The organism is Streptosporangium sp. NPDC003464, from assembly GCF_053588315.1.
The window spans coordinates 61,885-75,705 of record NZ_JBSFPS010000012.1; the positions used below are offsets into that span (position 1 = coordinate 61,885).

The window sequence follows — 13,821 nt, forward strand, 5'->3', positions numbered from 1 at the left end:
TCAGGACCCTCCTCCGGTCCGCGGCACGGCGCCGCCGGCGTACAGCCGCTCGACGGCGGAGATGAGCTCCTCCAGCCGCTCGTAGGTGGGCGGCTCCACCACGTCCACCAGATCGCGCGCCACCGGCGCCTTGTGCTCGGCGACCAGGCCGGCGAACGCCGCGGGGTCGGTGGTGCGGAAGCCGTGCCGCGCGGCCAGGCCCCTGAGCTCGGGATCCTCGGTCAGCAGCCGCCCGACCTCGGCCGCCTGCGGGGTGAACGGCACCAGTGTGTGCTTGCTCAGCACGGTCGGCGCGGGGTAGAGCAGCCGCATCTCGGGCCGGATCGAGCCGTCGCCGGCGAACACGCGGGACAGGTACTGGGCCTCGTAGATCATGACCATCGGCGTCTTGCCCGGCCCCATGGCGAGATAGTCGTCGAAGGGGGCCTCGGTCGACGACTGCGAGTAGCCCTGGTCGAGGAAGACCGGCGCCACCGCCCCGGCCACCGCGGGCACCCGGGCCGGGGCGGCGACCACGTCCTCGCCGTTGGCGACGTAGCTGGTCATCGCCAGATACATGGCCGCGGAGTTGGAGGTCCTGATGTCGGTGGTGGTCAGCAGCACCCGCTTGCGCGCCGGATAGGCGCTGTTGCCCGGCAGCCGGTCCCACCGGGTGCCCTTGGCCACCAGGTCCAGGTACGCGGCGATGTCGAGCACCCGGTAGCCCCGGCCGGAGTCGCGCACCAGCCCGGCCCCGGCCAGGACGTCGGCGATCGGCTGGAACGTGGCCACCGCCATGGGCGAGTAGAAGGGGGAGAAGGTGGTGGAGACCCGCCGGTCCTTCTTGATCTTCTCCGCGGCGGGGAGGCTGGAGGGGAACGCGAACGCGTAGTCGTCGAGCCTGACCTCGGTCGCGATCTGCCGGGATCCGGCGGTGTCCACCTCCACCCGCAGCCCGTGCCGCTCGAACGCCGCGCGCACCCGCGGGTCGTCGAAGAACGGCTTCTTCTCCGAGCCGATCACACCCCGCACCGTGGCCGGTCCGCCGCCTCCGTCGCCCAGGACGACCGCCGTCACCACCACGGCACCGAGCAGCAGCGCGAGAACGACGCCGATCAACCGTTTCATTCCACCTCATTTCTTCAAATAGCCTCTCTTCTGGGAATTATGGGAGGGCAAGAAATGGGGCGTGCGCCGGATATCGGGGTATGCGACAGAATTAAGTCCCTGTTCACTCGCCCGTCGTCCGGAAAGGTGGGGCACATGCGGTTGAGGTCGTGGCTCGGCAGGCTGGACCGGCGGCTGTTCGCCGTGGTGGCGGACGCCAGGCTCCCCGGCCTCGAGGGCCTCGTGCCCGCCCTGTCGCGCGCGGCCGACAACTCGCTGCTGTGGGCCGGCCTCGCCGGGGCGCTGGCCGTCAGCGGGCGGCGACCGCTGCGCCGCGCCGCGACCCGCGGACTGCTGGCGATCAGCCTGGCCAGCCCCCTGGTGAACCTGGTCGGCAAGCAGGCCTTCGGCCGGACCCGGCCGTCGCTGGACGGCCTCCCGCTGGCACGGATGATCAAGATGCCCGCCTCGGCGTCGTTCCCGTCCGGCCACTCGGCCTCGGCGGCCGCGTTCGCCACCGCCGTGGCCATGGAGGCGCCCGGCGCGGTCGCGGCCCCCGTCGCGCTGCTGGCGGCGGCGGTCTGCTTCTCCCGCGTCTACACCGGCGTGCACTACCCGGGCGACGTCCTGGTGGGGGCCGCGATCGGCGTGGCGACCGGGCTGGCCACCCGGCGGCTCTGGCCGGAGGCGATGACGGGCGCGCCGCGCGTCGTCACCGCGCCACCGGTGCCCGGCCACGACCCCGGCGGCGAGGGCGTGGTGGCCGTGGTCAACCCCACGGCGGGCGGCACCCCCGTCACGGCCGCGGCGGTGCGGACCTGGCTGCCCGAGGCCGAGGTGGTCGAGGCGGACGGCCCGGACCTGGGAGAGCTGATGGACGGGGCCGCGGCCAGGGCCCGGGTGCTGGCGGTCGCCGGGGGCGACGGCACGGTCAACCGCGGGGCGCAGGCCGCGCTGGAGCACCGCAGGCCGCTGCTGGTCATCCCGGGCGGGACGCTCGACCACTTCGCCGGGGCACTGGGCCTGCGCGGTCCCGAGGACGCGATGACCGCCTACCGCTCGGGCGGGGTGGTCGCGGTGGACGTGGGGGAGGTGGCTGGCCGGATCTTCCTCAACAACGCCGCCCTCGGTGTCTACCCGGAGGTCGTCGACCGGCGCGAGTCCCTGGAGCAGCGTGTCGGCAAGTGGCCCGCGCTGCTGTGGGCCCTGGGCCGCGTGCTGCGCACCGCCGAGCCGGAGGAGGTGATCGTCGACGGCGTGCCCCGGCGGATCTGGCTGCTGTTCGTCGGCAACTGCCGCTACGACTCGCGCGGCGCCGCCCCGCGCCTGAGGCGGAGGCTGGAGGACGGGCTGCTGGACATCCGGCTGCTGACCGCGGCCCCCCGGCTGCCCCGGCTGCGCGCCCTCACCAGCGTGCTGCTGGGCGGGCTCGGCCTGTCCAGGCACTACCAGCAGTGGCAGGCCGACACGCTGAAGGTCTCCTCCTCCTCCGGCGCGCTACGGCTGGCACGCGACGGCGAGACGGCCGTCGTCCCCGGGGAGGTGGAGTTCACCAAGCGGCCCCGGTCCCTGTACGTGGTCCGTCCCGTCGGCTAGGACCCGGCCGGGCGGCAGGCGGATCCCGCCCCGTCCCGGTGACGGCCCTTCCGGGAATCGCTTTCACCGGCCTGCCCGTCCGCGCCGTCTTCGATATCCCGATAAATTATGAAACGTAAATGCGGGGGTCCGTGAATTTCCCATCCGCCCCGGTGAGGGCGGCCGGTGCACCGATCCTGGACCGCACGGGACACCGCCGGAGAAACGCCGATCCACATTGACGTGTCGTGATCGATCCGGCGATAGTGGGGCAGGTGACTACCCCCCGACTGCTGTCCTGCGCCGTGATCACCGTGCTGGCCCTGAGCGCCTGCACCTCCGGCGCCCCCAGTGAGCCCGTGGTCGGCACTTCCAGCGCGAGCGGCGTGGCGGGAGCCGGCGGAGAGACGGGCGCGCCCTCCAGCGGCACGCCCACCCCGGCGGGGCTGACCACCGAGGAATACCGCGCGGCGCTCGGCAGGGCGCGCGGCCCGATCAGAGAGGCGCTCAAGAAGCTCGACGCCACCGGCGTCAAGGGGCTCGACAGGCGGCTGGAGCAGACGGTCACCGCGATGGAGGAGGCGGTCGCCGGGCTGGAGGCGCTGACCCCGCCGCCCGAGGTGGGGGCCGAGCACGGTGACTACGTCGGCGCGCTGCGGCGGCTCGTGGGCGCGCTGGGCGCCGCCCAGGAGGACGTGCGGGCGCAGGACGTCTGCACCGGCCCCGCCGTGCTGACCGGGGTGGCCGAGAGCGGGCAGCTGTCGCCGGTCCGCAAGAGCGCGGAGGCGCTGGCCGACCTGGGCGACTACAGCACCGACGTCGTCCCGGTGAAGGTCGCCGGGGAGAGGTCCCGCCGCCTGCCCAACGGCAGATACATCGCCTCCGAGAGCCGCCCCGGGCGCGCCCATCTCGAACTGAGGAACGGCAACACCCGGGACGCGGTCGTGGTGCTGGTGCGCGGCAAGAAGAAGGCGATCCGCGTCTACGTCCGCAAGAAGTCGAAATTCAAGATCCGGGGTGTGCGGGACGGCAAGTACAAGGTCTACTACACCCTCGGCACCGACTGGGATTCCAAGGCCCGCAGCTTCACCCGCTCGTGCGCCTTCGAGCAGTTCGGCAAGTCCGTGCGGTTCAGGACGGTCCGCACCGCGACCCAGATCCGCTGGAGCAACTGGACCATGACGCTGAACGCCGTCGCGGGAGGCACCGTGCGGCCCAAGCGCATCAAGCCGGGCGACTTCCCCGGCTGACCCGCCGGGCCCGCGGCCCCGCCGTGGGCCCGGCCGGCGCGCCCCGGACGCGAGGACCGCGATCCCCTGACGGGATCGCGGTCCGGGTCTCCCCCCTGATCGGATCAGGTCGAGAAGAGCATCCCCACCCAGCTGCGCTGGCGGTGGTGGCCGTAGTGACCGCCGTGGTGCGGCGCGCCCCACGCGGGGGCGCCGTGCACCGGCGGCGGAGGCGGCGGCGGGGGAGCGGCATGCGACTGGGACCACTGGCTCTCCATGCGAGTCAGCGTCTCGAGCTCGCCATAGTCCAGGAAGATCCCGCGACAGCCGTCACACTGGTCGATATGGACGCCATTGCGCTCATAAGTGCGCATAGCGCCGCGACACTTCGGGCACTGCATCTGGCTGATCTCCTTGTCCTTGGCATTGTGTTGAAGTAACCACAACCTACTGCGTGGGCACACTATGACAGGCGCTCCGGAGCTGAACAATCCTCTGACAGGTGTCGACCAGCACCTGCTCGACCTCGTCCAGCGGCCGTCCCTCCCGTCCCGCCGTGGCCACCGCCGCCGCCGTGAGCTGCACGGTCATCGCCTGCGCCGGCAGGTCGAGCCGCTCCCACGGGTCGCCGTCGGCCCCGGCGGCGTGCCCGCCCGCGGCCCGGTAGGCCCCCAGGAAGCGCCACCACACCTCCGGATCCAGCAGGCCGGCCGCGAACCAGGCGGCCGGCCTGGCCAGGTCCCAGGCCGGATCGCCGATCCCCAGGTCGTCGATGTCGATGAGGATCCACTCGTCCCCGACGCGGACCAGCTGACCCATGTGCCAGTCGCCGTGCGCGAGGGAGCCGGGCCCGGCGCCGAGCGGAGGCAGGCAGGCCAGGGCCCGGCGCACGACGCGCTCGGCGGCCGAGCCGCCGTCCAGGCGGGCGACCGTGGCGGCGACCCGGGCGGGCCCGCCCGCGGCCGGCAGCGGGGGCAGCGCCCGCGCCGGCACGGCGTGCAGCCGGGCCAGCAGCCGCGCGGCCGCCTCCCACGGGGCCGCGTCGGGATCCCGGTGGTCCACCGGGGTCCCGGCCGGCCACACGGTGACCAGCCGGCCGTGGACGGTCGTGACCTCCTCGGTCACCGGTTCGAGCAGCACGCCGCGTAGCGCCGGGTGCGCCACGGCCCGCATCCGCTCGGCCAGCGGGGCCCGCGGCGCCCCGGGGGCGTGCGCCTTCACCACGACGGACCCGGCCCGCACGATGATCACATCCGGCCTGGTCGGCAGCACCTCGGCGGGCGCGTCGCCGTACCGGACGCCGATCCGGCGCAGTTCCTCGATCAGGTCGTCGCTGTCGCTCATCGGGCAAGTGAACCACTGATCCGCGGCGCGCCGTGCGGGCGCATAAGGTGCATGGCATGAGGATCGGATTCGCGGTGCCGGTGTCGGGATCCTGGGCGACGCCCGCCAACATGGTGCGGGTCGCACGCCGGGCCGAGGAGCTCGGCTACCACGAGGTGTGGACCTTCCAGCGCCTGCTCTACCCGCAGGGGCACCCGATGGGGCCGGTCTACCGCAGTGTGCACGACCCGGTGGTCACGCTCTCCTACCTGGCGGGGGTGACCGGCCGGGTCCGGCTCGGCGTGGCGGTGCTCAACATGCCGTTCGCCTCGCCGGCGCTGCTGGCCAAGCAGTTGGCCAGCCTGCAGGCGGTCTCCGGCGGCCGGCTGGACGTCGGGCTCGGGCTGGGCTGGCTGCCGGAGGAGTTCGCCGCCTCGGGGGTGCCCTTCGAGCGGCGCGGGCGGCGCGGGGAGGAGTTCGTCCACGTGCTGCGGCGGCTGTGGTCGGAGGAGGTCGTGGAGCACAAGGGGGAGTTCTACGAACTGCCGCCCGTCCACCAGGACCCCAAGCCGCTCACGCAGCCGCCGATCCTGCTGGGCGGGAGCGCGGAGGTGGCACTGCGCCGCGCGGGGCGCCTGGCCGACGGCTGGATCAGTTCGAGCCGCGAGGACCTCGACCGCGTCGACGAAAAAATCTACATAGTAAAGGAGGCGGCTCGGGCCGCCGGACGGGATCCGGAGGCGCTGCGCTTCATCACCCGCGGCGTCACCCAGGTCCGTCCCTCCGGAGCCGCCGGCCGCACCCCGCTGACCGGCTCGTTCGAGGAGATCCGGCAGGACGTGGCCGCCCTGGAGGCCAGGGGCGTCACCGACGTCTTCCACGACCTCAACTTCGATCCGGAGATCGGCTCGCCGGACGCCGACCCGGAGGAGTCGATGCGCAAGGCGGAAGCCGCGCTGGAGGCCCTCGCGCCCTGACCAAGCGTTTGGTTGGATAAGGGTATGAGGGAACAGGAGATCGCGGACCGGCTGGAGATCGGCGACCTGCTCGCCAAATACGCCTACGCCATCGACACCGGAGACTGGGACCGGCTCGACCTGGTGTTCACCGCGGACGCGGTGATCGACTACACGGCGGCCGGCGGCATCCGGGGCACCCGGGAGGAGGCCCGGCGCTGGCTGGCCGAGGTGCTGCCGCAGTGGCCGGGCCGCCAGCACCTGATCGGGGCGACGACCGTCAGGTTCGAGGGGGACGAGGCGGTGGTCACGGCCTCCTTCACCGACACGCTCGCCCCGTCCAGGGACATGGTCGCCGCCGGCGCCCCCGGGCTCATCCACGGCGGGGGGTGGTACCACCACCGCATGATCCGCACGCCCTACGGCTGGCGCAGCAGGGAACTGGTCGAGGAGCAGGGCTGGCGCACCATCCAGTAGGCGCCCGGACCGGTGGGCGCCCGGACCGGTAGGCACCCCGACCGGTAAACACCCGGACCAGTAGGCGCCGGACCGGTGGGCGCCCGGACCGGTCGGCGGCCGCCCGGCGGCCGGTCCGTTCCGGGGCTTCCGCGTGGGCCTGATGACGTGTCGCCCACTCCGGACCTGTCATCCTTGTTCCGTACCTGTTGGCCTGGAACGCGGGGGAACGGTGGACGAGCGCAAGCCGATCGAGTGCTGGTTGTCGGACATGGACGGGGTCCTCGTCCACGAGGGACACCCGGTGCCAGGGGCCGAGGAGTTCATCCGCCGCCTGCGTGAGTCCGGCAAGCGGTTCCTGGTGCTGACCAACAACTCCATCTACACCCCGCGCGATCTGGCCGTACGGCTGCGCGCGGCCGGCCTGGAGATCCCGTCGGAGGCGATCTGGACGTCGGCGCTGGCCACGGCGAAGTTCCTGGACGGCCAGCGCCCCGGCGGCTCCGCCTACGTGATCGGCGAGGCGGGGCTGACCACCGCGCTGCACGAGGTGGGCTACGTCCTCACCGACATCGACCCCGACTACGTGGTGCTCGGCGAGACCCGCACCTACAGCTTCACCCAGATCACCCGGGCGATCCGGCTGATCGAGGGCGGCGCCCGGTTCATCGCCACCAACCCCGACCCGGTCGGCCCGTCCAACGAGGGCTCGCTGCCCGCCTGCGGCGCGGTCGCGGCGATGATCACCAAGGCGACCGGCGTGGAGCCCTACTTCGTGGGCAAGCCCAACCCGATGATGATGCGCAGCGCGTTGCGGGCCATCGACGGCCACAGCGAGAGCACCGCCATGATCGGTGACCGGATGGACACCGACATCGTCTCCGGGATGGAGGCGGGGCTGCACACGATCCTGGTGCTCAGCGGTGTCATGAACAGGGGACAGATCGACCGCTACCCGTTCCGACCGTCCCGGGTGGTCGACTCGGTCGCCGACCTGATCGGCCTGATCGACGGTGATACCTGACATGAGATGTCAGCCACCGCTGCGACGATGTGGGGCATGACGGACGTTTATCTGGAGATCGGCCCGAAGAAGGTCTTCGCCTGCTCGGTCGAGTGGCCGGGATGGTGCCGCATCGGCAGGTCGGAGGAGCTGGCGCTGGAGGCGCTGGCGGACTACGCGCCGCGCTACCGGGTGATCGCCGAGCGGGCCGGGTTGACGTTCGAGCCCGGTGACCCGGTGGTCGTGGAGCGGGTCCGGGGAGGCTCGACCACCGACTTCGGGGCGATCGAGGCGGTCGCCGGGCTGGACGCGGAGCCGGTGGGGGCCGCCGAGGCGGCACGGGCCGTCGCGCTGGTCAGGGCGGCGTGGGAGCTGTTCGAGGAGGTCGCGGCCGGCTCGCCGGAGGAGCTGAGGAAGGGGCCGCGCGGCGGTGGCCGCGACCGGGACAAGATGGTCGCCCACGTGGTCGAGGCCGAGCGCGCCTACGCCCGCAAGGTCGGGGTGCGGCACCGGCCCTTCCGTGACGCCTCGGGCCTGGCGGCCATGCGCGCGGAGCTCGCAGAGGTGCTGGCCAGGCCCTCCGACGGCGCCCCCGTGGTCTCCGGCGGCTGGCCCGCCCGCTACGCCGCCCGCCGGATCGCCTGGCATGTCATCGACCACCTGTGGGAGATGCAGGACCGCCACGGCTGAGCCCCCGGGCCGGCGCCGGTACGGCGTGCCCGCGCCCGGCGGCGCGGTGAGGACGGTGCTGGCGGCGCGGTGAGGGGGCGCGGGGATGGCGGTGCGGCGGCGCCGTGAGGGCGGCGCGATTTCCGGTGAATCGCGGCCGGAAACAATGGCGTGCGGCGGGGGCGGCGCCCGGGATGAAAGTGTTTCCAGGATGAAAGTGATTTATGCCGCATAGAGCGTCAATTTAACCGAGTTCCGTGAGATCTCGTTATGGATCACGATTCTCCCTTCCATGGCGATAAATCCGCGTTTACCGTCTAGGCAGGATCGGGGCCGACGAGAGGCGGTCGTGAGCGTGCGGCGTTGGAGAGCGGTCTGGCTGGTGCTCGCCCTGGCATCCATGATCACCGTCGGCGCGGGCGGCGGAGCCGCGTCCGCGTCCGCGCGGCAGGCGGACGACATGGATGACGACATCTCCGCGGCCCTTTACGTGGTCAACCGATACTGGGCGGCCCACTGGCCGCGGTTGTTCACCGGGAGATACTCCGCTCCGGCCGTTTTCGGCGGTTACCAGCGGGGCGGGAGGAAACCGCCTTTCTGCGGCGCGAAGCGGCTCGACTACGACAACGCCTGGTACTGCCACAACGGCGACTACATCGCATGGGACGTCGACCTCATGGAGGACGGCTACCGTTCCGGGGACGCGTGGGTGTATCTGGTCATCGCCCACGAGTGGGGGCACGCCGTACAGCGGCGGCTCCACGACGACCTGGTCCTGCGCACCTACGAGCTGCAGGCGGACTGCCTGGCGGGGGCCGTCCTGTACGGCGCGGCCGACGACGGGATCCTGCGGTTCGAGCGGGGGGACCTGGAGGAGATCGCCGAGGCGCACCGGAGACTGGGCGACGAGACGCCGTGGACCGACATCAGCGATCACGGGACCGCCGCCCAGCGGATGTCCGCCTTCAAACGGGGCGCGCGGTACGGCGTGCCCGGCTGCCTGCCCCGCTGAGGCCGCCGTCCGGCGGACCGGCGCGGCCGGGCGGGGCGCTACGGGATCAGCTCGGGCAGCCGGCTGATGTGGCCGGTCAGGTAGGTGCCGAGCTCCCGGGGGACCAGGTTGATGGCGGTGATCTCGGCCGGGTCGGGCGGTAGCCGTACCACCTCGTAGAGACCGCGGGCCGGATCGGCGAACTCGGGGCCGCAGCGCAGGGCCGGATCCATGGAGACCAGGCGGCAGCCGTAGACGTGCTGGGTCTTGACGCCCCCCGTGCGGACGCACTCCAACGTGGTCAGCGGGGTGACGCCGGAGACGGTGGCGCCGAGCTCCTCCAGGAGCTCGCGGTGGAGGGTGTCCTCCAGGGAGGCGTCCCCGGGCTCGACGTGGCCTCCGGGGATCGACCAGTAGAGCTCCTCGCCGGGGACCGTGCGCCGGAACAGCACCAGCCGGTCGTCGTCGTCGAGCAGGACGGCGCGGACGCTGGGGACGAGAGGCATCCGCTCATTGTGTCATCACGTCCTGGCGGTCCGCCGCGGTCCGCCATCCGTCCGTCCGACTGATATGGCGATTCGGAGGTCGGGGCCCCTCAGATGTCGCGGCGCAGGCGCTTGAGGTCGGAGCGCTGTTTCTTGGCGGTGATCCGCCGCTCGACGGCGCCCCTGCTGGGCTTGGTCGGCCGGCGCTTCTTGGGCGGCGGGGCGATCGCCTCGCGCAGCAGCCGGGCCAGGCGCGTCTCGGCGGCCTCACGGTTGCGCAGCTGGGAACGGAACTCCGAGGCGGCGATGGTGATGACGCCGTTCACCAGGCGGGGACCGAGGCGTTCGAGGGCCCGGGCCTTGAGGGCCGGGCCGAACGCGTCGGTCGCGCCGAGGTCGAAGCCGAGCTCCACCCGGCTGTCGGTGGTGTTGACCCCCTGCCCGCCGGGGCCCGAGGAGCGGGAGAACCGCCAGTGGAGCTCGGCCTCGGGGACGGAGACCGAACCGCTGATCTGAAGCGGACCGGGCATGGCGGGTGACTCCTTCTCCTGGGGGCGTGCGTTCAGAATAACTGGACGGCAAACCCATATATCAAGCGATTTATGCCCCATTCAGGGCGGGCCAATGGGGGTGGTCTTGTGGCGCCCGGCTCCTTCCGTCACAGTGACTCGGGGCAGTCGTGGAGCACGGCGGACAGGAGGCGGGGGCGCGTGGACAAGATCGTTGGCGTGCACGGGATAGGCAAATACCACTACTACCGCGACGCGGGAAACTCGATCGACGGCGCCGCCGCCGCGGTGCGCGGCAAGTGGGACCGCTACCTGCACAAGGGCCTGACCGGCGGCAGGCCCTACGCCCAGGAGCGCTACATCACCGAGATCGCCTACTACGCCCACCTGCTGGGCGAGCACAAGGACGACTCCCCCCGCGCCGTGCAGAGCATGGACGCCGGCGCCCAGGAGGTCTTCGTCGCCTGGGCCAGGCAGCTCGACTCGGTGGGGGAGGGGCTGACCGGCGCGCTGCACCGGATGACCGGCTGGCTGCTGGACCGCCTCCAGGGCAACGCCGCCGAGTTCGCCAAGTTCTTCTGTCCCGAGGTGGCCACCTACATGACCTCCGGGGGCGAGGCCCGGTCGCGCTCGCGTGCGGCCGTGGCGGAGGTGATCAGGCGCAACCGGCCGAAGGTGGTGATCGCGCACTCGCTCGGCAGCGTGGTGACCTACGAGACGCTCTGGGAGAACCCCGATCTGGAGGTGGAGCTGCTGATCACCCTCGGCAGCCCGCTCGGCATGCGTAATGTGATCTTCGAGCGCCTGCTGCCCGCCCCGGTCAACGGCTGGGGGGCACGGCCCCGGCAGGTCAGGCGCTGGATCAACATCGCCGACAAGGACGACATCGCGGCGATCCCGCCGGGCCTGCGGTCCTGCTTCACCGGGGTCGACCAGGAGGCCCTGGTCGACCTGGACTGGCTCGACTTCCACACCGTGGAGAAATATCTGGGCTGCGGCGCGCTCAACGACCACCTGAGGCCCTACCTGGGCTGACCCGGCACCGCGGGAGGTCGCCGGCGCGAGGAGAGCTCTTCGTCCCGGTGTCGCCCGCAGGTCGGGCGGTGTTGACGGCCGCGGGTAGGGGCTCGCCTGTGCAACGGCTGTTCACCCCGCCTTGACGCGCAGGCCACGGCGGCGACAGGTGGGGGAGTTGCACTGGCGGCGTGGAGCAGAAGCCGTCACGCAGAGTGTTCCTGTCCGTCGCCGCCGCAGGTGCGGGCGGCCTGTTGCTCACCGGGGCGGGTCTCGCCCCGGCCGCGGCCTCCAGAGCCCTGGGCGGCGACCCCTTCACCCTCGGGATCGCCTCCGGCGACCCGTCGCGGGAGGGGCTCGTGCTGTGGACCAGGCTCGCCCTCGACCCGCTGGGCCCCGGCGGGCGGGGCGGGATGCCCGCCCGGGACGTGGACGTCGAATGGCAGCTCGCCGCCGACGAGCGGTTCGCCAGGGTGGTCCGCGCCGGCACCGAGACCGCGCGGTGGGAGCGGGCGCACAGCGTCCACGTCGAGCTGGACGGGCTGGAGGCCGGACGGGAGTACTTCTACCGCTTCCGCGCCGGCGGCCACCTGTCGCCGGTCGGCCGCACCCGCACCGCCCCGGCGGTCCTGTCCCCGCTCACCCTGGCGATAGCCGCCTGCGCCCACTACGAGCACGGCTACTACACGGCCTACCGGCGGCTGGCCGAGCAGGACCCCGACCTGGTCGTGCACCTGGGCGACTACATGTACGAGTACGCGCCCCGGGGCTACACCGCGCTCGGCGGGAGCGTCCGCCGGCACACCGAGGGCAAGTGCGCCACACTGGCCGACTACCGGATGCGGCACGCGCAGTACAAGAGCGACGCCGACCTGCAGGCCGCGCACGCGGTCGCGCCCTGGCTGGTCGCCTTCGACGACCACGAGATCGAGAACAACTGGGCCGCCGGGGTCTCCAGCAGCGGCGCCGCGGACTTCGCCCGGCGCAGGGCCCACGCCTTCCAGGCCTACTACGAGAACATGCCGCTGCGCCGGGCGAGCCTGCCCGGTGGGGCCTCGATGCGGATCCACCGCCGGGTGGACTGGGGGCCGCTGGCCCGCTTCCACCTGCTCGACACCCGGCAGTTCCGCGACGACCAGGCCTGCGAGGACGGGCTCAGGGCCGGCTGCGACGACCGGCTCGCCACCGGGCGCACCCTGCTGGGGGAGGACCAGCGGCGCTGGCTGCTCGACGGGCTGGCCGCCTCCGGCGCCCGGTGGAACCTGGTCGGCCAGCAGGTCCTGATGGCCCAGCGCGACTCCAAGGTCGGCCCGGGCACCGAGGTCAACATGGACTCCTGGGACGGTTACGCCGCCGAGCGCACCCGGCTGCTGACCGGCTTCCGCGACTCCGGCGCGGCCAACCCGGTCGTGCTCACCGGTGACGCGCACATGCACCACGCGGCCGACCTCAGACTGGACTTCGACGACCCCGACTCGCCCCGGGTGGCGGTGGAGCTCGTCACCTCGTCGGTCGCCAGCGACGGCGACGGCTACCGGGACAGGGGCCGGATCGCCGAGACCCTGGCGGAGAACCCCCACATCTCCTATCTCGACCAGCGGCGCGGCTACATCGTCTGCCGTCTGACCTCCGACGAACTGCGGGCCGACTTCCGCACGCTGGACTACATCAGCCGCCGCGGCGCCCCGGCCAAGACCTCCGCCCGGTTCACCGTCCCGGCCGGGGAGTCGTCCTTGGTCTGACCGCCGGGACCCGGCTACGGGGAATTTTCAGCTATTTGTTAGATGATGCGGCATATGAGTCACCTCCCCACGAGGCTCACCGCCGCGGCTCTCGCCGCCGCGCTGGGCGGCACCCTCCTCCTGCAGAGCCCCGCCACGGCCGCGGCCCCCGCCGCGGTCCCCACGGTGGCCCCCGCGGCGGCCCCCGCCACCGCGACCGCCGCCTTCCGCTACGAGGTCTACTTCCCCAAGTACGTCCGCCGAGGTGGATACCTCACCTACACCGTCAAGGTGCACAACCGGAAGACCCGCGGCCAGCACTACGTGGCGCTCGTCGGGACCTTCTCCAGCCATTTCCGCACGATCAAGGTGGTCCGCAAGCCGCGCAGCGTCAAGTGCTCGGTCGACCGGCCGGCCGTGGCCTGCCGGATCGCCTCCCTCGACAAGGGCGACTCGACGACCGTCACGATCCGCGCGTGGGTCGGCCCGCGCCGCGGCACCGCCACGGCCAAGTTCGGCGCGGTCGTCACCGACGATCCGGACGCCCGCCTCAGCGAGCTGAGGAAGCGCATCCGGGGCGGCATCAAGGCGAGGTCGCGGGTCCTGTGAGCGCGTAGCCGAAGAGCGAGTCCCCGGCGGCGGTGGCCAAGGTCTCCGCCGCCGCCGGGCGCACCCCCGTGTACGCGCCCTTGCGCACCGCCGTCCGCAGCAGGGTGAGCCTGCCGTTGCCCGGGGCGGGGCGATGAACGCTGCCGGGACGAAGCCGCAGGGCGGTGCGTCGTGATCGCCCTGTTCCGCCGCCGG

General features: G+C 72.5%; 15 protein-coding genes and 2 pseudogenes. 10 read left to right on the forward strand and 7 right to left on the reverse strand.

What is annotated here, in order from left to right:
* Entirely contained in the window at positions 1-1,107 is a 1,107-nt protein-coding gene (locus ACWDS7_RS04900) for a hypothetical protein (protein ID WP_451928152.1), read from the reverse strand.
* Positions 1,108-1,242: 135 nt separating this feature from the next.
* Here ACWDS7_RS04900 and ACWDS7_RS04905 point away from each other — a divergent pair, with 135 nt between their 5' ends.
* Complete coding sequence (locus tag ACWDS7_RS04905; protein WP_451928153.1) at positions 1,243-2,682, forward strand: phosphatase PAP2 family protein; 1,440 nt, start codon at positions 1,243-1,245, stop codon at positions 2,680-2,682.
* 254 nt (positions 2,683-2,936) lie between these two features.
* Positions 2,937-3,911 carry a hypothetical protein gene (locus ACWDS7_RS04910; protein WP_451928154.1) on the forward strand — a complete coding sequence of 325 codons (975 nt, stop codon included), beginning with the start codon at positions 2,937-2,939 and terminating at the stop codon, positions 3,909-3,911.
* Positions 3,912-4,015: 104 nt separating this feature from the next.
* Here the strand turns inward: ACWDS7_RS04910 and ACWDS7_RS04915 are convergent, their stop codons facing one another.
* The 3 genes and pseudogenes from ACWDS7_RS04915 to ACWDS7_RS04925 form a co-directional block, all read right to left on the reverse strand.
* Positions 4,016-4,168: a hypothetical protein gene (locus ACWDS7_RS04915; protein WP_370879609.1), complete on the reverse strand. Its 153-nt coding sequence runs from the start codon at positions 4,166-4,168 to the stop codon at positions 4,016-4,018.
* Between the two features lie 15 nt (positions 4,169-4,183).
* Positions 4,184-4,291, reverse strand: a pseudogene (locus tag ACWDS7_RS04920) (TFIIB-type zinc ribbon-containing protein); the annotation flags it as partial.
* A 46-nt stretch (positions 4,292-4,337) separates the two neighbouring features.
* Complete coding sequence (locus ACWDS7_RS04925; RefSeq protein ID WP_451928155.1) at positions 4,338-5,234, reverse strand: phosphotransferase family protein; 897 nt, start codon at positions 5,232-5,234, stop codon at positions 4,338-4,340.
* A gap of 56 nt (positions 5,235-5,290) precedes the next feature.
* On the opposite strand from ACWDS7_RS04925, the gene ACWDS7_RS04930 reads away from it, so the two are divergent.
* The 5 genes from ACWDS7_RS04930 to ACWDS7_RS04950 all read left to right on the forward strand — a co-directional run bounded on the left by ACWDS7_RS04930 (position 5,291) and on the right by ACWDS7_RS04950 (position 9,309).
* Positions 5,291-6,190, forward strand: coding sequence for a TIGR03619 family F420-dependent LLM class oxidoreductase (locus ACWDS7_RS04930; RefSeq protein ID WP_451928156.1), 900 nt, complete (start codon positions 5,291-5,293; stop codon positions 6,188-6,190).
* A 24-nt stretch (positions 6,191-6,214) separates the two neighbouring features.
* Positions 6,215-6,646, forward strand: a complete 432-nt coding sequence (locus ACWDS7_RS04935) for a nuclear transport factor 2 family protein (protein WP_306858153.1) — start codon at positions 6,215-6,217, stop codon at positions 6,644-6,646.
* A gap of 211 nt (positions 6,647-6,857) precedes the next feature.
* Positions 6,858-7,649, forward strand: a complete 792-nt coding sequence (locus ACWDS7_RS04940; RefSeq protein WP_442480360.1) for an HAD-IIA family hydrolase — start codon at positions 6,858-6,860, stop codon at positions 7,647-7,649.
* Between the two features lie 36 nt (positions 7,650-7,685).
* Positions 7,686-8,318, forward strand: coding sequence for a hypothetical protein (locus tag ACWDS7_RS04945; protein ID WP_451928157.1), 633 nt, complete (start codon positions 7,686-7,688; stop codon positions 8,316-8,318).
* Positions 8,319-8,646: 328 nt separating this feature from the next.
* On the forward strand, positions 8,647-9,309 hold the full coding sequence (locus ACWDS7_RS04950; protein ID WP_451928158.1) for a neutral zinc metallopeptidase: 663 nt from the start codon (positions 8,647-8,649) through the stop codon (positions 9,307-9,309).
* Between the two features lie 38 nt (positions 9,310-9,347).
* Here ACWDS7_RS04950 and ACWDS7_RS04955 read toward each other — a convergent pair whose 3' ends face one another.
* Together ACWDS7_RS04955 and arfB are read right to left on the reverse strand one after the other, a co-directional pair.
* Positions 9,348-9,794: an NUDIX domain-containing protein gene (locus tag ACWDS7_RS04955; protein ID WP_451928159.1), complete on the reverse strand. Its 447-nt coding sequence runs from the start codon at positions 9,792-9,794 to the stop codon at positions 9,348-9,350.
* A gap of 89 nt (positions 9,795-9,883) precedes the next feature.
* The gene (gene arfB / locus ACWDS7_RS04960) at positions 9,884-10,303 is read right to left on the reverse strand and encodes an alternative ribosome rescue aminoacyl-tRNA hydrolase ArfB (protein ID WP_451928160.1); all 420 of its coding nucleotides are present in this window, start codon (positions 10,301-10,303) and stop codon (positions 9,884-9,886) included.
* 180 nt (positions 10,304-10,483) lie between these two features.
* On the opposite strand from arfB, the gene ACWDS7_RS04965 reads away from it, so the two are divergent.
* The 3 genes from ACWDS7_RS04965 to ACWDS7_RS04975 all read left to right on the forward strand — a co-directional run bounded on the left by ACWDS7_RS04965 (position 10,484) and on the right by ACWDS7_RS04975 (position 13,626).
* Positions 10,484-11,317: a hypothetical protein gene (locus ACWDS7_RS04965; protein WP_451928161.1), complete on the forward strand. Its 834-nt coding sequence runs from the start codon at positions 10,484-10,486 to the stop codon at positions 11,315-11,317.
* 170 nt (positions 11,318-11,487) lie between these two features.
* The gene (locus ACWDS7_RS04970; protein WP_451928162.1) at positions 11,488-13,038 is read left to right on the forward strand and encodes an alkaline phosphatase D family protein; all 1,551 of its coding nucleotides are present in this window, start codon (positions 11,488-11,490) and stop codon (positions 13,036-13,038) included.
* A 54-nt stretch (positions 13,039-13,092) separates the two neighbouring features.
* Positions 13,093-13,626, forward strand: coding sequence for a hypothetical protein (locus ACWDS7_RS04975; protein ID WP_306858160.1), 534 nt, complete (start codon positions 13,093-13,095; stop codon positions 13,624-13,626).
* On the opposite strand, the pseudogene ACWDS7_RS04980 reads toward ACWDS7_RS04975, so the two are convergent.
* A pseudogene (locus ACWDS7_RS04980) lies at positions 13,601-13,821 on the reverse strand (hypothetical protein); the annotation flags it as partial. The gene ACWDS7_RS04975 and the pseudogene ACWDS7_RS04980 sit on opposite strands and share 26 nt — an antisense overlap.